Origin of the sequence: Pseudoalteromonas sp. SG41-5, from assembly GCF_014164495.1 — a bacterium.
Lineage (GTDB): Bacteria > Pseudomonadota > Gammaproteobacteria > Enterobacterales > Alteromonadaceae > Pseudoalteromonas > Pseudoalteromonas rhizosphaerae.
The window spans coordinates 14,195-35,141 of sequence record NZ_JACJFH010000050.1; the positions used below are offsets into that span (position 1 = coordinate 14,195).

At 40.7% G+C, this 20,947-nt stretch carries 14 protein-coding genes; 5 read left to right on the forward strand and 9 right to left on the reverse strand.

The features are described 5' to 3' along the window. Positions 1 to 61: 61 nt before the first annotated feature. From phoU to H5232_RS13815, 4 genes are read right to left on the reverse strand one after another with little or no spacing between them, the layout of a single operon-like run. Positions 62 to 763: a phosphate signaling complex protein PhoU gene (gene phoU, locus H5232_RS13800; protein WP_064668157.1), complete on the reverse strand. Its 702-nt coding sequence runs from the start codon at positions 761 to 763 to the stop codon at positions 62 to 64. Positions 764 to 817: 54 nt separating this feature from the next. Beyond that, positions 818 to 1,645, reverse strand: coding sequence for a phosphate ABC transporter ATP-binding protein PstB (gene pstB / locus H5232_RS13805; RefSeq protein ID WP_145238219.1), 828 nt, complete (start codon positions 1,643 to 1,645; stop codon positions 818 to 820). A 27-nt stretch (positions 1,646 to 1,672) separates the two neighbouring features. After that, the gene (gene pstA, locus H5232_RS13810) at positions 1,673 to 3,322 is read right to left on the reverse strand and encodes a phosphate ABC transporter permease PstA (protein ID WP_182831075.1); all 1,650 of its coding nucleotides are present in this window, start codon (positions 3,320 to 3,322) and stop codon (positions 1,673 to 1,675) included. Between the two features lie 14 nt (positions 3,323 to 3,336). Then, positions 3,337 to 5,571 carry an ABC transporter permease subunit gene (locus H5232_RS13815; protein ID WP_182719200.1) on the reverse strand — a complete coding sequence of 745 codons (2,235 nt, stop codon included), beginning with the start codon at positions 5,569 to 5,571 and terminating at the stop codon, positions 3,337 to 3,339. Positions 5,572 to 5,930: 359 nt separating this feature from the next. Here H5232_RS13815 and H5232_RS13820 point away from each other — a divergent pair, with 359 nt between their 5' ends. From H5232_RS13820 to H5232_RS13830, 3 genes are all read left to right on the forward strand, one after another. Continuing rightward, positions 5,931 to 6,437, forward strand: a complete 507-nt coding sequence (locus H5232_RS13820) for a glycine cleavage system protein R (RefSeq protein ID WP_149980525.1) — start codon at positions 5,931 to 5,933, stop codon at positions 6,435 to 6,437. Positions 6,438 to 6,557: 120 nt separating this feature from the next. Further along, complete coding sequence (gene ppk1, locus H5232_RS13825) at positions 6,558 to 8,645, forward strand: polyphosphate kinase 1 (protein ID WP_182740448.1); 2,088 nt, start codon at positions 6,558 to 6,560, stop codon at positions 8,643 to 8,645. Next, the gene (locus tag H5232_RS13830; RefSeq protein WP_182719198.1) at positions 8,638 to 10,125 is read left to right on the forward strand and encodes an exopolyphosphatase; all 1,488 of its coding nucleotides are present in this window, start codon (positions 8,638 to 8,640) and stop codon (positions 10,123 to 10,125) included. The genes ppk1 and H5232_RS13830 overlap by 8 nt, the downstream gene beginning before the upstream one ends. A 54-nt stretch (positions 10,126 to 10,179) precedes the next feature. On the opposite strand, the gene H5232_RS13835 is transcribed toward H5232_RS13830, so the two are convergent. Beyond that, positions 10,180 to 10,635, reverse strand: coding sequence for a hypothetical protein (locus H5232_RS13835; RefSeq protein ID WP_145238201.1), 456 nt, complete (start codon positions 10,633 to 10,635; stop codon positions 10,180 to 10,182). A gap of 459 nt (positions 10,636 to 11,094) precedes the next feature. Between H5232_RS13835 and H5232_RS13840 the strand changes: the two genes are divergently transcribed. Further along, positions 11,095 to 12,987: a methyl-accepting chemotaxis protein gene (locus tag H5232_RS13840; protein ID WP_182719197.1), complete on the forward strand. Its 1,893-nt coding sequence runs from the start codon at positions 11,095 to 11,097 to the stop codon at positions 12,985 to 12,987. A 114-nt stretch (positions 12,988 to 13,101) separates the two neighbouring features. After that, positions 13,102 to 14,157 (forward strand): porin, encoded by a 1,056-nt coding sequence (locus H5232_RS13845; protein WP_182719196.1) that lies wholly within the window; start codon positions 13,102 to 13,104, stop codon positions 14,155 to 14,157. A gap of 134 nt (positions 14,158 to 14,291) precedes the next feature. Here H5232_RS13845 and H5232_RS13850 read toward each other — a convergent pair whose 3' ends face one another. The 4 genes from H5232_RS13850 to H5232_RS13865 all read right to left on the reverse strand — a co-directional run. Further along, positions 14,292 to 17,414: an efflux RND transporter permease subunit gene (locus H5232_RS13850; RefSeq protein WP_182740450.1), complete on the reverse strand. Its 3,123-nt coding sequence runs from the start codon at positions 17,412 to 17,414 to the stop codon at positions 14,292 to 14,294. An 8-nt stretch (positions 17,415 to 17,422) separates the two neighbouring features. Next, complete coding sequence (locus H5232_RS13855; RefSeq protein ID WP_182785196.1) at positions 17,423 to 19,168, reverse strand: efflux RND transporter periplasmic adaptor subunit; 1,746 nt, start codon at positions 19,166 to 19,168, stop codon at positions 17,423 to 17,425. Continuing rightward, positions 19,158 to 20,483: a TolC family protein gene (locus H5232_RS13860; RefSeq protein WP_182831076.1), complete on the reverse strand. Its 1,326-nt coding sequence runs from the start codon at positions 20,481 to 20,483 to the stop codon at positions 19,158 to 19,160. Before H5232_RS13860 ends, H5232_RS13855 begins: the two co-directional genes overlap by 11 nt. Before the next feature lie 86 nt (positions 20,484 to 20,569). Continuing rightward, the coding region (locus H5232_RS13865; protein ID WP_310736880.1) for a hypothetical protein at positions 20,570 to 20,947 on the reverse strand (378 nt) is incomplete at its 5' end.

Below are 20,947 nucleotides of genomic sequence, written 5' to 3' on the forward strand. Positions count from 1 at the left end.
TAACGAAAACATGAAAAGCGACCATTGGCCGCTTTAATAAAACAAGACGGTATCAAAAAATCTATAACGATTTTTCTATATCCTCTTGAGATGTATGACGAATATCTTTGCCATTAACAAAGTAAATAATGTATTCAGAGATATTTTGACAACGGTCGCCAATACGTTCCAATGAACGTACCGACCAAACTAAATCCATAATTTTTGGAATTGAACGTGGATCTTCCATCATATAGGTCATAATTTGACGAGTAATTGCTTCATACTCACGGTCAACCTTGGCATCTTCTTTGTGTACTTCAAATGCTTTTTGTACATCCATACGTGCAAAAGCATCGAGTACATCATGCAGCATTTTTGAAACTTGGCGACCCATATTTTCGATGTTAACTAATAAATCTTGCTGATCTTTAGTAAATGAATCTAGCGCAACTTTAGCAATACGCTCAGCCTCATCGCCAATACGCTCTAAATCGGCAATGGTTTTAGCAATCGCGACTACTAAGCGTAAATCACTTGCAGCTGGCTGACGACGAGCAATGATACGGGTACATTCCTCATCAATATTTACTTCCATGGCGTTTACTTTATAGTCGTTTTCACGCACTTTACGCGCTAACTCAGCATCGCCATTACTTACCGCATCAAGCGCGCTATTAAGTTGCTGCTCAACTAAGCCACCCATGCTTAATACATGGTTGCGAACGTTTTCTAGCTCTTGGTTAAAGCGGCCAGAAATATGCTTATTAATATTGTGTTCCATTGTTTACCTTCTTATCAAAATCGCTAACGTCACCCAAAAACAGTTTGACTCAGCCTAGCCGTAACGACCGGTGATATAATCTTCCGTTTTCTTTTTCGTTGGGGTAGTAAATAACGTATTGGTATCTGAGTACTCTATTAATTCACCCATGTACATAAAGGCCGTTTGATCAGAAACCCGCGCTGCTTGTTGCATGTTGTGGGTTACGATAACAACGGTAAACTTATTTTTTAAATCGTTGATAAGCTCTTCAATTACCAGTGTTGAAATAGGATCCAATGCTGATGTTGGCTCATCGAGTAATAATACTTCAGGCTCAATGGCGATAGAGCGTGCAATCACTAAACGTTGCTGCTGACCACCTGACAAACCAAATGCGCTATCGTGAAGCCGATCTTTTACTTCATCCCACAGTGCCGCGCCTCGCAGTGACTGTTCAACCACCTCGTCTAATTTACGTTTTTCTTTGATACCTTGTAAGCGTAGGCCATAAACCACATTTTCGTAGATTGATTTAGGAAACGGGTTCGGACGCTGGAATACCATACCAACATTACGACGCAGCGCTGCAACATCTACCTTTTTGTCATAGATGTTTTGTCCGTGTAGTAAAATTTCACCTTCAATACGGCAAATATCAACCAGATCATTCATACGGTTAATACAGCGCAATAACGTAGATTTACCACACCCTGATGGTCCGATAAATGCGGTTACTTGGCCTTTTGGAATATTCATATTCACTGAGCTAAGCGCTTGTTTTTCACCATAGTAAAGATCTAAGTTTTTGATCTCGAGTGCCGTTTGCTCGGTGCTTAAATTGTCTAAGTCCAATTTCAAACTCGTGCTTGATTGGTTTACTTGTGGAGCGACTGTAATCATGTTTGTTACCTATAGAATCTTTACTAATTATTGATCAAGCGATCTAAATTTTTCACGTAAATGGTTACGTATGCCTATCGCGGTGATATTCAGTGTAATAATTACTGATACCAATAAGAATGCGGTGGCATACACTAGCGGACGCGCCGCTTCAACATTTGGGCTTTGGAAGCCAACATCGTATATATGAAAACCTAAATGCATGAACTTTCGATCTAGATGAAAATACGGGAAGTTACCATCGAGCGGTAATGTCGGTGCCATTTTCACCACACCCACTAGCATCAATGGTGCAACTTCGCCGGCAGCACGCGCTACCGCTAATATTAAACCGGTCATAATCGCAGGACTGGCCATTGGCACGATAATACGCCATAACGTTTCAGCTTGCGTTGCGCCCAGTGCTAAAGAGCCATGACGAACCGTACTTGGGATACGTGATAAGCCTTCTTCGGTTGATACAATCACCACAGGCAGCGTTAAAATAGCAAGCGTTAAAGCAGACCAAAGTACCCCTGGAGTACCAAATACTGGACTAGGTGCGGCTTCTGGATAAAACAATTGATCCAAACTGCCACCTAATACATAAACAAAGAATCCTAAGCCGAATACACCGTAAACAATTGAAGGAACACCAGCCAAGTTAATGACCGCGATACGGATCATCTTGGTAACCGCATTTTTAGCCGCATATTCATGTAAGTATATAGCTGCTACAACCCCAAACGGCGTTACGATTACAGCCATCAACATTACCATAAAAACAGTACCAAAGATTGCCGGGAATACACCACCTTCGGTATTAGCTTCACGCGGATCATCTGAAACAAATTTACCTAGTTGAACAAAATAGTGACCTAGCTTTGCAACAAAGCTCATGTCATTAGGAAACCAAAAATCCAAAACCTGATATAAAGGCAAAGTAACAATTTCACCGCGCATATCTTTTACGGTTACCTGATCACGCTTAGCTTGTTTGCGCAGTGCAAATAATTGCTTTTCAAGTACGCCATACTCGGCTCTTAGATCAGCACGCTGTTGCGCAAGCTCAGCCACTCGTTCATCGGTCAATGCATCATCAAGTAAATACGACTTCTCTTGTAAACGTAAACGCTCTAATTGATAGTTAATATGACCAATGTCACCGTTTTGCAAATCAAGAGCTTGCTCATTAAGCTCAACGGCACGTTCAACTAATTCTTCTAATACTTCAGTTTTATTATCGGTAATCACTTGGCCGTCTTTTATTACCTGTTCAACGTAGCCATAAAAGTTACCGTTTTTACTGCGCTCAAATACAGCTAGGGTCGCAGGCATGGTATTTGATTTTATGTCAGTTTCTATTACCCAACGAAAATCTAAATCAACGTATTCACGGTTACCGGTTTTAATTAAATAACGCTCTAGTTGCTCTTTATCATAACCAGATAAATCAACACCGGTTGCCTCAAGGCGCGATTTAGGCACCATTTCACGGTCGTATATTTCACCAATTACAGTTTGCTGCGCAACCGAGCCCTGTAGCTCTAATTGCACGACTTGTGATGGCCAGAAAAAGCTTAACCCTTTCCAAGCAATCATTGCTAATAAACCTAAGACAGAAATCAAACTGATACTTACTGCACCACCTGTCATCCATATCCAAGGAGAACCTGACTTAAACCACTGCTTTAACATGTCGTGTCTCCCACTTACATCGAGCTGTATTTATCACGCAACTGCTGACGCACAAACTCAGCAATTGTGTTGAAAATAAAGGTGAATATGAACAATACAAAAGCGGCTAAGAATAAGATCCGATAGTGTGAACTACCCACTTCCGATTCTGGCATTTCTACTGCGATATTAGCGGCTAAGGTACGCATACCTTGGAAAATACTCCAATCCATTATTGGCGTATTACCCGTTGCCATTAGTACAATCATCGTTTCACCTACGGCGCGGCCTAAGCCCATCATCACAGCAGAGAAAATACCAGGGCTGGCGGTTAATAACACCACACTAACCAAGGTTTGCCATTGTGTTGCGCCTAGCGCCAATGAACCGTTTGATAAATGCTTAGGCACACTAAATACAGCATCTTCTGCGATAGAGAAAATAGTCGGAATAACCGCAAAACCCATCGCAATACCGACTACCAGTGAATTACGTTGATCGAAAGTCAGACCCAATTCGTTAGTCAAATACTGGCGAACATTACCGTCAAACATCCACAACTCAACCACCCCGCTCATCGCAAAGGCTAACCAACCAATCAGTAACAATACTGGTATTAGTAAGATTGAGTGGGCCCCTTCAGGAACTCGGTGACGAAAGCTTTCTGGTAATTTAGTCCACGCAAATGCGGTCGCTAAAATCCCCAGCGGCAGCATAAACAGCAAGCCAACAATCGCAGGTAAATGCTCTTCTATCAACGGCGCAAGCCATAAGCCCGCTAAAAATCCTAAAATTACGGTTGGTAATGCTTCCATAATTTCAACTGTTGGTTTGACTACTTTACGTAATGGACCTGACATAAAATAAGCGGTGTAAATTGCTGCAGAGAGCGCAATCGGCACTGCAAATAGCATCGCATATAAAGCAGCTTTTATAGTACCAAATGAAATTGGCACTAAAGAAAACTTAGCTTCAAAGTCATCACCGGCAGACGTTGATTGCCAAATATAACCCGGCTCTGGATAACCCTCATACCACACTTCTTGCCACAAGGCTGACCAAGTCACCTCAGGGTGTTCATTGTGAATTTCAACCACGGTTAATTTGTCATCAGCTAGAATAAGTGCCGCATTTGAGCGTGGTGCAATAGCAAAGTTTTCAATCGGACCTTCACTGATTTTACCTTGCCATAGTTTTGCTTCACTGGTGGTGTAATACACGCCTAACTCACCATTAGAACTGGTGGTAAAGAACGTACGGCGATAAAACTCAGTGAATATATCTAGCTTAGGCTGCTTTGAGGTTTCAAACGCACGTATTTTCTGATATTCACGGCCATCGTCAGTATTAATTTCAAACCACTGCGAAACTTCACCATTGTCATTCGCTAGCATCAGCGAGTTAGCACCGGCTAATAATTGCGCCGAAACCAAGTTGGCATTTTCTTCATTCGCCGCAAGCATTTGGATCAGCTCAACCTCGCTTGGATTGCGAGTATCGTAAACATAAATTTGATTTGCTGAGCGCACAAAAGTACGGGTGGTATCTGGCGACATTAGTAGTTGGTCTACGCGCCCTTCAACATCAAGTTCAGTGCGTTCAACAACCCATTCAACTTCACCGCTGAACATGTTTTCTTCAGCAACAAAACTGCTAAAAATTACACGCTTATCAGCCGTTTGTGCCACAACAGCGGTTTTATCTTCATAATGGCTAAATGCAAATTGTTTAATGGCAGCACCATTGTCGTCAACCAGCAATGTTTTTTCACCAAGTGGATAACCCAAACGCGGGGTTAATTTACGTTCGTTATTAGGAAAGGTAACTAAGAATTTAGGTGACACTATCATCACCGAACCATTTTCTAGTCCGTATGCGTAATGTCCTTGAAATGGCGCGCTGGATGCAAAACTACTCACTTCGCTGTCAAGTGGCACAACTAAGCTAGCAAGCTTTTTACCAAAGCCCTTTTTCTCAACACTGTAATAATCAACCTTACCTTGTTTGCTCAGTAAAAAAGCAATTTCAGTTTGCTCTTCAATACCTAGGCCAACAATTTGTTCAGCATTACTAAGCGCAAAGCTATCGCGCGTTTCTACTTTCGCTGATTCAAAAATAGGTTGCACAACATACAATAAATAGAAGAATATCAATAGCAAAGCTATCAATACCATAATACCGCCAGCGGTAATGCTAAATTTGGCAAACCGATCTTTAAATAGACGGCTTCTATCCGTATTAAAAGACGGTTTATTCGGATTGGAAGTCATCAAAACACCTATAAATCTTAACGTTGGGTAGATTATATTTCACCAAGATGACAGTATTGTTACAAACGTCATAATTGCTAAGACTTTGTTGTGGTATTCATCATAACAAAACAAACAATGTTTATATTCAATAACTTGAAAAACTTTCAACTTAGTGCTTTATTATTGATAAACAAAAGTTTAGATAATTCAGACTGTAAACTCACACTATTTTACTGTTTTTAAATTGAACTATTGGCAAAAAAATTGGACAAATTTGGGGACTGAGTCAATACTCAATCCGGTTCTTTTTAATCATTCAATAATTTCATGCCTGGGCATTTATTATTTAATTACGGCACTCTTTAGGAATTATCTATATGAAGCAATTGGTTATAACTATTTTGGGACAAGATCGTCCGGGACTTGTAGAAGACATCTCATCTGCAATTTTAAATCATAATGGTAACTGGTTAACCAGTAACTTAAGCCATTTAGCCGGTCACTTTGCTGGCATCATTGAAGTAGCAGTGCCAGCAGAGCATCTGCAAGAATTACAAGATGCATTGCATGGCTTACCACAATTAGAAGTACGGATTGAAACAGGCGCGCATGAATTACCAGACACACCTGCTGAACAGCTTAATTTTGTAATAACTGGCAATGATCGACCAGGTATTATCCAGGAACTAGCCGGAGTATTGCGTCACAAGGGAGCAAATATTACCCACCTAAACTCTAAGCAGCAGAGCGCACCAAACTGGGGGGTACCAATTTTCAGCGCCGTTGCAACAGTTGCTTTGCCAACGGGCATGAATAAAGACGAAGTTGTTGCTGCACTCGAAGCAATTACATCCGACTTAATTGTTGATATTGAAGACGCTTAAGTCACACCTCACAGCCATCTTCTATAGCAAGACAAACATGTCACAAAAGTGACATTTTTGTCATTTTTATGTCATCTAAGTGTTCTATATTTTGTTCAGTTGCTATCCAAGGAATAGAATATGAACGCCTGCGCTGATGTGTCTCAAACGATTAATTATTTTGCCCCAGAGTTAAGTTGGCTGTCTTTTAACGATCGTGTTTTACAAGAAGCTAAAGATAAAAATAACCCGATTATTGAACGTATTCGTTTTTTGGGGATCTTCTCAAACAATTTAGATGAATTCTTCAGAGTTCGGGTTGCCGATGTAAAACGACGCATTCTATTAAATAAACTACCAGATACTAATTTTGATGAAGATGAAATTTTACTGACCCAAATTCAGCAAAAGGTTTTGCAGCTTGGTAAAAAATTTAACGTTATTCATCAGCAAATTCTCCATGATTTAAATACCCACAACATTCATGTTGACCGTCCCGAGCAGCTTAGTGAATTTCATATTAACTGGCTAAAAATATTTTTTCACGACAATGTATTACAGCATATATCGCCAATAATGCTGGATGAAAATAAAGACTTCTCAGATCATATTAACGATACAATGACGTACTTGTTTGTCGAAATGTTTAACGACAAAAGTCATTATGCGATGTTAGAAGTCCCTACCGATCGCGTACCACGCTTTGTAATTTTACCACCCGAAAAAACCCGTCGTCATAAAACTATTGTGATGTTAGATGACATTATTTTGTTTTTTTTAAGTGACGTATTTAGCAGTTTTTTTAGTTTTACTGAGATCCAAGGCTACGCAATCAAGCTGACCCGTGATGCAGAATACAACCTAGATGACGAACTAGAAGAAGGCATTTTAGATAAGATGTCTAAGGGCCTAAAACAGCGTATTTATGCCGAGCCGGTGCGCTTAGTATACGACCAAGCGATGCCCGAGCCAATGCTCAAAGTAATGAAAAAACGCTTAGGTGTTACTCATCACGATGCGTTGATCCCCGGTGGTCGCTATCGTAACTTTAGAGACTTTATTGGTTTTCCCAATGTTGGTCGGCAATATTTAGAAAACAAATCATTACCGGCTTTGCAAAGCACAGCATTTAATAATCATGCCAGTGTGTTTGCTGCAATTAGTCAGCAAGATATTCTACTTTATTATCCATATCATACATTTAATCATCTACTGGAATATGTTCGCCAAGCAGCATTTGACCCTCGAGTAACACAAATTAAAGTAAACATTTATCGTGTTGCGAGTAAATCTCGATTAATTTCATCACTGATCAACGCGGCAAAAAATGGCAAAAAAGTCACCGTTATGGTGGAGCTAAAAGCACGCTTTGATGAACAAAATAATATTGAGTGGGCAAAAGTACTCAGTGGCGCAGGTATTAAAGTTATTTTTGGTATACCAGCTCTCAAAGTACACAGTAAGTTATGTATTATTCATCGTCGTGAAAAAGGTCAAATAGTAAAGTACGCGCACATTGGCACTGGTAATTTTCACGAAAAAACCGCCAAAATCTATACAGACTTTAGTTTATTTACTAAACATCAAGGTATTTGTGACGAAAGTGATAGCGTATTTAAGTTTATTGAAAGCAGTTATAAACCGTTTATGTTCGAACATTTGATGATTTCGCCAGTGAACGCTCGACAGCTGTTGCTTGGTTTAATTCACCAAGAAATAACCCATGTTGAAAATGGTCACACCGGTAAAATAACATTAAAAATAAATAACTTAGTAGATAAAGAACTGGTTGATTGTTTGTACTTGGCCGCTCGTAGCGGTGTTAAAATTCGCATTATTGTCCGTGGTATGTGTTCCTTAGTGCCAGGACTCAATAATTTTAGCGACAACATTCGGGTAATTAGTATCGTCGATCGCTTTTTAGAGCACCCGCGAGTTATGATCTTTGGTAATAATGGGGATGAAAAAGTCTATATTTCATCTGCAGATTGGATGACACGTAATCTTGATCATCGAGTTGAAGTTGGCGTGCCTATTTATGATGAAAAACTAAAACAACTCATTGTTGACGTACTTGAACTGCAATTTAAAGATCGTACCAAAGCGAGAATCATTGATAGCGAACAGAAAAATCATTATGTTAGACGCGGAAATCGTAAAAAAATACGTTCGCAAATAGCTATTTATGATCACTTAAAAAAATGGGAAGGCAATTACAATAATGAATGATTATCCCTCAATTGCTGCGGTTGACTTAGGGTCAAACAGCTTTCATTTAGTGGTCGCAAGAGAAGTGGATGGCTCTTTGCAAATTCTCCACAAAGAAAAACAACGCGTTTACTTAGCCGATGGCTTAGACGACAAAAATCAATTAAGTCAAACTGCCATAGATAGAGCATTAACGATATTAAAGCAGTTTGCTACTACGCTACAAGACTTCCCTGCGAGCAATGTAAAAATTGCTGCAACTTATACATTACGACGAGCTAAAAATATTAATTCATTTTTAACTCAGGCAAATAGAGTTTTTCCTTATCATATTGATGTGATCTCAGGTCAAGAAGAAGCGCGCTTAATCTATCAAGGTGTAGCTCATTATGTTCATCACGATGAAAACCGTTTAGTTATTGATATTGGCGGCGGTAGTACCGAGCTAATTATTGGCAAGCATTTTAAACATAAGCTGCTCTCAAGTCGCAATATGGGCTGCGTAAGCTATACCAAGCAATTTTTTGCCGATGGTATTATTAATGATAAACGCTTTAGCAAAGCACAAATAAAAGCAGAGCAAGAACTTGAGGTTATTTTTGCCAATTACATTAGTGCAGGCTGGCAATCGGTAGTGGGGACGTCAGGCACCATTAAATCAATATTAGCCATGATCAACGCTAATGACCCTGAACAAAAAAATATCACACTGGAGCGATTGCTCGAACTTAAAACTCAGTTTATAGCCGCTAAAACTATCGATAACTTACTTATTGAAGGTTTAAGCCCGGAGCGTCAAGTAAGTATTTGCGGTGGCTTAACTATTTTACTCGCGATTTTTCAGCTGTTTAATATTACCGAAATGGATTACAGCGACTTTTCACTACGTGAAGGTTTACTGCATGAAATGCAGCAAAAGTTAGCGCTTAAAGATATACGCACCAATACCATAGCTAATTTAAGCGAAAGAAACACAATAGATAAAGTACATGCCCAGCGTGTTGCAAATACTGCCGATTGGTTATTCCTACAAGTACAAAAAGAATGGCAGCTCGACTCATTAGATAATCATCAATTATTAGTGTGGGCAGCGCAATTACACGAAGTGGGTTTAGGTATTAACTCATCAGGCTTACACAAACATAGTGCTTATGTTGTTGAAAATAGTCAGCTGCCAGGATTTACTCAACAACAGCAAACATTATTAAGCTGTATGATACGGTTTTACCGTAAAAAAATTCGTTTAGAAGAATTTCCAACTTTACTCTCAGTGCCGCACTTTCAAATATTACAATTAATTGTATTACTCAGACTAGCTATATTATTAAATCAAAAACGCCTTAACGATCAACATCAAGAGTTAGCAGTGTCAGTAAAAGGCAATAGTATGCTATTGCAGTTCCCAGCTGATTGGCTCAATGAACAAACCTTGCTTCATGCTGATTTACAACAAGAGCAAAAATATTTGAAGAAAGTAGGCTTTTTAATCGACTTTGTGTGATTTACAGACATGGCTGAATTTGGATAACATGCGCTATCCAAATTAGATCTTCTATTACATATCCATATGGCGATTAGCACTTTGCATCATTTGCTTTAATCCTTGATGTTCAAGCTCCAGCAATTGAGATAGTTTCTCTTTACCTGTTGGCGTTTCTGCACGACTAAGTAAGTATTGATAAAGATTGATCACCTTTTGATGCTGATCTGATATATAACCTTGCATGGCTTGCTCATCAACACGCGTATCACGGTTTAAATCTGTAAAATTAATCAGTTCAGAGTTTTCAGCAAAGTACTCGTAACAATAAGTATCTAAGGTATTGATCTCCGTGATGGCTTTAAAACCAACTAAATCCTCAGCCAACTTTTTTTCGTACTTAACAAAATAGTCTGCCAGCATTTGGTTATGCTCTGCTAAATCGTCTCTGAGACTAAAAAAATTTGCCGCCATTTGGGTATGAAATAGTACAGTCCAGTCGTACACTTCTTGTATTGTTTTAACTTGCATGTGCGTTCCTTAATTAACCCTAGTAACCATACTCTTGCGTAAAACGTGCCAATAAAAAGTTAAATTAAAACAGAGAGATATTGAAAGTAAATCACCCAAACTCGTATAAGTTACAAGTCATAGGGTAATTTTTATAGAGTGGTGGTACAAAAACGGTGGCTCATATTTAAATTATGACTAATTGATGTGACATAAAACACTCGCAAATTCTAACCTTAGTAGCCAAGTAGCGTTTCATCTTAAAGCATAAGTAAATGCAAAACATGACATCCCAAGTTTGCTGATAACTTAGCTGACAATGTGAAATCTCTACAACCCTTAGCTGGGAATCATAAATAAATTTTACATCGCTATGCTGGTGTAATTTCTAATGTTTACTAATATTCATTTGTTGATTGATGAAAACAGTAAATTATTTCAGCTTGAGCATATGCTCTTTTTATTGGTGGTTAACGCTTTATGGATAAGTATTCCCTTCGAAAAAAAATATTAATTATTACTTTTTTTTGCTTTTTTATATTTTTTATAGCGATGCTAATACAGAGCTTAAATGCATTACAAAAAAATATAGATTCCGCATTACGAGAAGAAATAAATTTAGTCTCAGATGTATTTACAAATGGGGTTGGTGATTGGATGTATGACAGGCGTCAGGCTGTTATTAAACTGTCTAAAGTTATTGCTGACCATCCTGAAGTAAAACCTTATATTTTGCTTGACCAAGTAAAAGAAAGTTTAGGTTTTTCGCTTGTTTACTATGGTAATGAACAAGGAGAAATGTACCGTAACGACCCTAACCTTAATCCACCAAATTATGATCCCAGAGTACGGAGTTGGTACAAAGGTGCATTAGAAGAAAATGGTAGTTTTTTAGCTGCTCCTTTTGTTTCTGCAAGCACCCAAGAATATGTGGTTACTCTTTCAGAGCCAGTGAGAAAGGAAGGTGAGATAGTTGGTGCAGTTGGCGCTAATTTAACTTTAGCTCAATTAACTAAATATATAAATGCTCTCGATGTACCTGGCGATGGATATGCCATCATTGTTGACAAAAGCGATCAAGTTGTTGCTCATCCTGATACAAAAAAACAAAGTACTAAAGCATCAGATCTCGATAAAAGCTTTACGGGTCAGTTGTTAGAAAAGCTAGTGACTAAGCATACTTTAGAAGAAATGACCTTAGATAATCGCGAGCGACTTATTTTTGCACAGGCTATTCCTAACTCCAGCTGGTCAATTATTTTAGTAATGGACAAAGATACTTTATTTGCACCTGTACGAAGCCAGCTTATTACTCAAGTGATCATCAGCACTGCAATGTTAATATTTGTACTGTTTATCATCTCATTTTTGTTAAAAATCATGCTCAAAAACTTAAGTTCTATCACTCAAAATTTAGATGCTATTGCTAATGGTAATGGCGATTTGACAGTTAGGTTAGAAGTGAATAGTGGCGATGAAATAGGCCAACTTGCATCGAGCTTTAACCGTTTTGTTGAACAATTACATGGCATTATAAGTCGACTGAGTGACGCATCAACAATATTGCTAAGTGAAGCTGGTGATGTATCTACAGCAACAAATAAGCAAAACGATAGATTACAGCGTCATCAAAGTGAAATTCATATGGTTGCAACTGCGGTAACTGAAATGGCTGCGGCAACAAAAGAAATCGCTGCTAATGCAGAACAAACTGCACAATCATCACAAAACTGCGTAAGCGTTACAGAGCAAGGCCGTTTTGGCGTTGAGCAAAGTCAAAAATCTACAAAAGTCCTAGCTGATGAGGTCGAAAAAGCGAGCGAAATTATTCGTGATTTGAATAAACACGCGCAAGAAATAACATCAATTTTATCTACTATCAGCGGTATTTCAGAGCAAACAAATTTACTGGCATTAAATGCAGCAATTGAAGCAGCAAGAGCTGGGGAGCAAGGGCGTGGCTTTGCTGTAGTTGCCGATGAAGTAAGGGTTTTATCACAACGAACTTATACTTCGACTCAAGAAATCCAAGGCATGATTGAGTCACTACAAAGCGCAGCACTAAAAGCGGTAGATGCGACTGATAAAGGTAAAGGAATGGCCAACCAAAGTGTTGAAGATGCTCAAAAAGCGAATCAAAGTCTCGGTAAAATATTAGAATCGGTTAGTGTGATAAATGACATGGCAGCACAAATTGCCACCGCCGCTGAAGAGCAATCAGCTGTCACCTTAGAAATCAGTCGCAATACTGAGACAATCCGAGGGGTCGGTGATGAAATGTTTGAAGCAAGCCAATTAGCTGCTGAACAAGCTCAAAAATTACACGACTTAGGAAGACAGATTAACAATGAAGTGAGTAAGTTTAGACTGTGAAGTGAACCTTTAGATTATCAGTAAAATAAACTTAATTTTGAATGCTTAAAAATTAAATTTTAATAAGCAACTGAATAAAAACAAATTTAGTAACAAAAATAATTAGAGGTTTATATGAAATCAGAACTTAGTCCACTTTTTGTAGGGGTTATTCTAACGTCTTTTCTTACTATTACTAGTAATGTAAAAGCAGCTGAGCCAAGTATCAAGGATATAGATTTTTATGCTTCTATACGTTTAGGTGTAGATAATATTGACGCAGGTACATCTGATGATGGGGCTAATGGCCGCGACTTTTTGAGTCGTATAGGTGCTAAAGCGAGTATCAAAATAGATGACAATTTAACAGCAGTCACGAGAGTTGAATATGGCCTGAGAGAAGAGAATGCAGTTGATTTAACTCAAAATAATGGCCCGACTCTTCGTCAAGCCTACGTTGGTTTGAAAGGTGATTTTGGTGAAGTTTATTTCGGGTCTCAAACTTTATTATGGAATACCTATGTTAGAAGCGCTTATTTTTCAGATGGTATAGATACTATTCGACAAGGTAATGTACGAGACGATGATTTACTACAGTATTTTTATAAACAAGGTAATTGGAACTTTGGTGCTGGGTTACAATTTAAAGGGCAAGATGGAAGCTCTGTTGATCAAATGCAATTAGGTGGAGAATATAAGTCTGGACCTTATAAAGTGCAAGCGGCTTGGTCTAAAGATAACCAAGGCGATAATAAAGGTAACCTATATGGGTTGCGTGGTTGGTGGGATGTTAATGATGCTGTGACATTGTCAGCTTTTGTACATAAAGCAACCAACATCTACGATATTTATGGGGGAAGTAGTACTGGAACGGTTCGATTGAAAGATGCTGATGTAGAGGGTAATAAGAATGCAATTAACGCATGTAGCTCTGAAGATAGAACAAGTAGTGGTTTATATGCCAGTTACCTATTCGGTAAAAATAAAATCCATACTCGTTATGCTATAGACAGTTGTGATATATCAGGTGATGTAGATTCCGTTAAAATCGAATATATACGTTATTTGAGTAAAGCTTTAAGGGCTTGGGTAGCATACGAAGACTTAAGTAACGATGAACAACGCAAACCTACTACTAGCTCCGGCAAAGACATGTCTCAATTACAAGCTGGCGTTAGATTTGATTTTTAAACAAGCAAATCTACACATTACCTATCGATTACTTTCAAAAGTATATCAACATTGAATCGTCGCAGTACCCGTTTTACGAGGTTCTGCGACTCTGGTCAAACAAAGTTTGATGGGCTCTGTATTTTTAATTCAACTTACGAATTTAGGCCCCGCTTTCGCCATAACAAATATACGGCTGGCAGTACCAACAATGTTAATACAATCGCGCTGAACATGCCGCCGACCATAGGAGCGGCAATGCGGCTCATTACTTCACTGCCGGTGCCTGTGCCGTAAAGTACGGGGAGCAAACCGATTATAATAGTGGCGACTGTCATCATCACTGGGCGTACTCGCAGGCCTGCGCCTTCGACTATGGCTTGTTTAAGCTCCGCAAAACTAAGCGTTGTACCTGCTAGCTTGGCTTGAGCACACTTTTCTTGGTAGGCTTGATTTAAGTACACCAGCATAATCACGCCAATTTCCACCGCGACCCCGGCAAGGGCAATAAAGCCCACCCCCACGGCGACTGAGAAGTTAAAGCCCTCTAAGTACATTAACCAGATGCCTCCGATCATCGCCAGCGGTAAGGTTGCTATTATAATTGCCACTTCTACAAAGCTTCTAAAGTTGAGGTACAACAACACAATTATAATCGCTAAGGTCAGTGGTAATACATAGGCGAGCTTTTCTTTGGCGCGCTCCATATATTCATATTGCCCTGCCCAGGTTATTGAATAACCTGCTGGTAGCACTAGTTTTTCGTCAAGCACTTTGCGCGCATTGTCGACATAACTACCAATATCAATGCCATCAATATCAATAAAGCTCCAGCCGTTTAAGCGGGCATTTTCGCTTTTTATGCCCGGCGGACCATCTTCAATAAATACGTCAGCCACATCGGCAAGAGCAATGCGTTGCCCTGCAGGGGTGACTATTGGCAATAGCATCAGTTCTTCGGGGGAATCCCGGTAGTCTTGCGGATAACGTAAGTTTACCGGGTAACGCTCTTGCCCTTCGACCGTTTCGGTTACATTCATGCCGCCAATGGCAGTGGCGACCACTTGCTGCACATCAGCAATATTTAAACTATAACGGGCAGCTTTTTCACGGTTGATATCGACCTTGATATAACGCCCACCAGCTACTCGCTCAGAGTAAACGGAAGCCGTGCCGGGTACATCTTTAAGTAACACTTCAATCTGCTGGCCAATTTTTTGAATCTCGCTCAAATTTGGTCCCGCAACTTTAATGCCCACAGGGGTTTTAATCCCAGTTGCCAGCATATCAATCCGAGTTTTTATTGGCATCACCCATGCATTAGTCAGGCCTGGAAACTTCACTAAGCCGTCGAGTTCTTTTTTCAACTTGTCTAAGGTCATGCCTTCGCGCCACTGATCTTTTGGCTTGAGCTGAATAAAGGTTTCAATCATGGTCAGTGGCGCAGGATCGGTTGCTGTTTCTGCCCGGCCGACTTTACCAAACACAGTTAACACCTCTGGCACTGTGGCGATGAGCTTATCGGTTTGTTGTAAAATCTCTCGTGCTTTCCCAATCGATAAACCAGGATAAGTCGTCGGCATATACATTAAATCGCCTTCATCCAGCGGCGGAATAAACTCACTGCCAATTTTATTGACCGGATAAAAGCCAATAACAGCGACCACCACAGCCAGTACTAAAGTCATTTTAGGGAACCGCAAAACCGTGTTCAGCAGCGGCTTGTAAGCATTCACTAGCAAGCGGTTTACTGGGTTGTTTTGCTCAGAAATAACTTTGCCGCGTATAAAGTAACCCATTAATACCGGTACTAAAGTGATTGCCAAGCCCGCAGATGCGGCCATGGCATAGGTTTTAGTGTACGCTAACGGAGCAAACATCCGGCCTTCTTGGGCTTCTAAAATAAACACTGGCATAAAGCTCACGGTAATAATCATTAAGCTAAAAAACAGCGCTGGACCGACTTCACTGGCAGCATCGGTGACAACTTGCCAGCGGTTTTCATCGGTTAGTGGCGTTTTTTCCATGTGTTTATGCATGTTTTCGATCATTACAATCGCGCCGTCGGTCATCGCACCAATGGCGATAGCAATACCACCGAGCGACATTATATTGGCGTTTATGCCTTGCCAATACATGATGATAAATGCCGTTAATATTCCCAGCGGTAAAGTGATAATTGCCACCAAGGACGAGCGTACATGGAACAAAAATACGATGCAGATAAGCGCCACTACCACTAGCTCTTCAAATAGTTTGCTGGTGAGGTTATCCACTGCATTTTTGATCAGATTAGAGCGGTCATACACAGGCACAATTTCTACCCCATCGGGTAAGCCTTTGCTAAGTGATTCAAGTTTTGCTTTCACCAGCTCTATGGTTTTTTGTGCGTTTTCGCCATAGCGCATCACCACTACGCCACCAGCTACTTCGCCCTCGCCGTTTAGCTCAGCAATGCCACGGCGCATTTGTGGCCCAAGGCGAATATCGGCTACATCGCGTAATTGCAGCGGTGTGCCGTTGGCATTCACCCCAAGTGGAATTGCCTCTAAATCAGCGACGCTTTTTATATAACCGGTGCTGGTTACCATGTATTCGGCTTCGGCCATTTCCACCACCGAAGCGCCCATTTCTTGGTTACCTTGCTTAATTGCGGTTTGAATTAAACTCAGTGGTATACCATAAGCACGCAGTTTATCTGGCTCTACATTGACTTGATATTGCTTCACCATACCGCCCACTGAGGCCACTTCTGACACCCCTGGTACGGTTTGCAATTCAAACTTTAAAAACCAATCTTGCAAGCTGCGTAACTGGCTAATGTCGTGCTGATTGGTTTTATCCACCAGCGCGTATAAATAAATCCAACCTACACCGGTAGCATCTGGGCCCAGCTCTGCAGTTGCGCTGTCGGGCAAGCGGCTTGCTACTTGACTTAAATACTCTTGCACTCGACTTCTAGCCCAGTAAAGATCGGTGTTTTCATCAAAGATGACATATACGTAGGAATCACCAAAAAATGAAAAACCACGTACTGTTTGCGCCCCGGGTACTGAGAGCATCGCGGTGGTAAGTGGGAAAGTAACCTGATCTTGCACCACCTGTGGCGCTTGCCCTGGGTATGAGGTTTTTACAATCACCTGCACATCGGATAAATCAGGTAAGGCATCAACTGGGGTATTTTTTACCGCAAATAAACCACTGCCAATGAGTATTGCTGTTAGCAATAATACAAAAAAGCGATTGGTAACGGACCAACGAATAACTGCTGCTATCATAAAGCCTCCTAATGTCCGTCATGCGATGACATGGCGCTATTGTCACTAGTTCGCATGCTTGATTCAGTATCGATACGCTGGATCACGAACTCACCATCTTGCACACTAAAAGTAAATGTCAGCTGTTGCTTCGGCTCAAGGCTACTTAAATCAATATGTTCAGCAAACATAAAGTCCATAGTGGCCGGATCTCGGTGCCATTTCTCAATTGCACCACGGCTAATATTGGCAGTGCGCTGGGCTTTATTAATGCTGTTGATAGTACCGGTTACGGTCGCCATATTTTGCGCTTCGCTCATCATATGGGTGGAATCCATAATATGAATGCCGCTAATCATATAACTGCTATCGGCTTTTTTAGTCAACTCAAAATGCAGTGTTTGCCCAGCTTGCAGCGCTTGAAAATCAACGCTATCGGCAACCGTAAAGTCCATTTTCATACTAGGCCAATCGAGCTCTTCAATAGGGTCATGGCTGATATTCACCATACGGCGATCTGCCATTACACTATTAACGACTCCTTTGCCCCACACGCTAGTGGTAGCTTCTGGTGTTTGCATGCGCTTAAAATCAGAGCTTTTGCTGGATTCTGAATCTAACAAGAATTGCGCTGAAGTCACCACTTCATCATCGGCTTTAACGCCCGCTAAAATAACGGCGTTATGGCTATCACTGCGGCCCAGTTCGACTGCCACCGATTTAAAGCGTCCTTCGCCTAAAGCGATAACAACACGGTCTTGGGAACCGGTGCGGATCACCGCTTCTTTAGGTACTATAAGTTGTTGCTCAGCAGCTTTAGCATGGATGCTTACTTGCGCAAACATATTCGGTTTTAGTTGGTGATCTTGATTATTAAAGCGTAAACGCACCCGCAAAGTACGGTTTTTGGCATCCAATGTTGGGTAAATATAATCGACCTTACCGCGCCAGCTTTGTCCGGCAATATAATCTAGAGTCATAGTCACCGGTAAACCGACTTCAATAAGCTGCGCTTGCCGCTCGAATACCTCGGCTTCTACCCAAACTTCATCAAGTTGAGCAATACTCATCATTGAGGTGCCTGGCTTGACATAAAAACCTTCGCGCACATTAAGTTCATCAACCACACCACTTTGGCGAGCATAGAAGGTAATATTTTGCATCACCTTTTTATTAACTTGTAGGCGCTCGACAAAACCATCCGACACATTCAATGCTTTTAAGCGCGCTTTGGCTGCACGAATAAGTACGGTGTTATTACGATCAACAGCCAGTACAAATTCTTCTTGAGCATTTACCAGTTGCGGAGAGTATAAGGTATACAGCGGTTCCCCTTGTTTTACCTGATCGCCAGCGGCTTTAACGTACAGCGTTTCTATCCAGCCTTCTACACGCGGGTGAATATGCACTAACTGATCTTGATTGTATTGTACGTAGCCCACCGTTTTTACTTCACTTTGCAGTGCCTTGAGCTGTACTTTAGCCGTTCTAACCCCTAAATTATTAACAACAGCAGGGGAAATTGTCACTGCACCGGGACCATCTTGATTGTTGTCAGCTACTTCACTATACACAGGTACTAAGTCCATCCCCATTGGTGAAAGCCCTGGTGCATCACGGCGATAATTACTATCCATAGGCGCAACCCAATATAATGGTTTTTTCTCTGCGCTGATCACCTCAGGCTCTGTACTATTACCGAAAAAATACAAGCCACTAGCAGATATTCCTGCACCTATAAGTACTGCGATAAGCAATTTTAAATTAGTGTTCACGGTGCTCTCCTGCTAATTGCTCAACCATCACAGCAGCATCTTTGCTACTAGCGTAATAATTCAGGCGAGCAATAATAATTTGTTGATCAATCTCTATGTTTAACGCATCAATTTTGGCATTCAGTTCGCTAATTCGGGCGCGCATTACTTCTGAAAAGTCACCATCATCACGGGTATAAGCATTTAATGTAGCTTGTGCTTGCTCTGCCATTTGTGGCAATAATTTAGTTTGATAAAGTGCATCACGCTTTGCTAATTGGGGCAACGGACTAAACTCTTTAATATACATCCCTTTTAGCTTTTGTAATGCAATTAGTTTTTGAGTTTTCACCGCCTCAGCCATAGCTATCGCCGCATTAACTTGTTGGTCTTGGCGGTTATCAGTAAATAGTGGTAAATCAACACTCACACCAACTGAAAACAGATCCGCTCGGGAATCCCCCATTTGCGTATCATCGCGATAACCATAGCCCATATTTACCCCAAACTGCGGTTTATAGCCTTGTTTTGCCACCTCAACTTCTGTTTGTTTAGCCGCTACTGTTTTATCAAGCGCGACAATCGCTGGATGCGCCATTAATAATGGCATCAACTGTGCAAATTCAAGCTGCGCAAAATCAACTAAAGGCGCTATATCATGACGTTTTGCGCTGACAGGCTGAGTTAACATGTTGATTGGTAACCATTGCGATAAACGCTTTTTCGCGCTTTCGAACTGCTGCTCTAACATCACTAATTTATCTTCAAGACGGGTTAACTCTAGCTGTGCTCGAATAATATCTTGTTGGCGGGTGTTACCTACTGAGCTGGCATAACTCGATTCAGTAATATCAATAAGTTGCGAGAACAATGCTTTATCTTGCTCAATTAACGCAATACTTTGCTGGGCACGATATGCATTGAGCCAAGATTCAATAACAATGGTTTTTACTTGAGCGAGTCTGTCGGCTCGTAGCCAAGGATATTGCTGCGCTGACTGCGCTAACGCATACTGCTTAAGCGCTAAGCTATCGCCACGGCTAAACATTTGGCTCACGCCAACTTTTAATTGGGTCATGCCTTCTTGGTCAAAAGCAAAACCGTCGGTAGGTAAATTCATTAAGCCCACCGTTAATACTGGATCCGGCAGTGTGCCTGCCGCTAAACTTTGTGCTTGTATAGCAGCTTGTTGATATTTGCTGGCGGTTAGCCATGGCTCATTATCAAGTGCATAGCTGAGCGCTTCATCAAGGCTTAATTCATTACTGTGTGCTGGAATTGCAGTTGTTAGCATAAGCGCTAAAAAACTGACTTTAAATACTGCGAAGTGATTCATCACTTACTCCACTAAAATTAAAAGACAACTAAATTTAGGGGCAGAAAAGGTGATTTAGGTAAATTTTAGACGCACCTATCCTGCAATTAAGCAGGCATAGGGGGGCGATACAGTGAACTGGCTATACGATGTTGATTTTGCGGGATATAAAGTTGTACTTTTTCAGACGTCGTCAGTATAACGGTAACTAACACACTCATGTTTAACATTGAGTGGGTACTGCAGGCGCTCATTGGACAACCACACTCTTGATTAGCGGTTGCGTCATCGTCACAACAATCCATGTTCATCATACCCGCAGACATGTCGTGATGCATATCACTACTATCAGCCATAGTTGCATGCGGTTGACTCATGTGTGGCATATCACAACTCATAGTTACAGACGCAACCGCTTGACCCACTAAAGTGAGCAATAAAACGACTGTGAATAAACTAATATAAATGCGTTGCAAAAAAGTGCC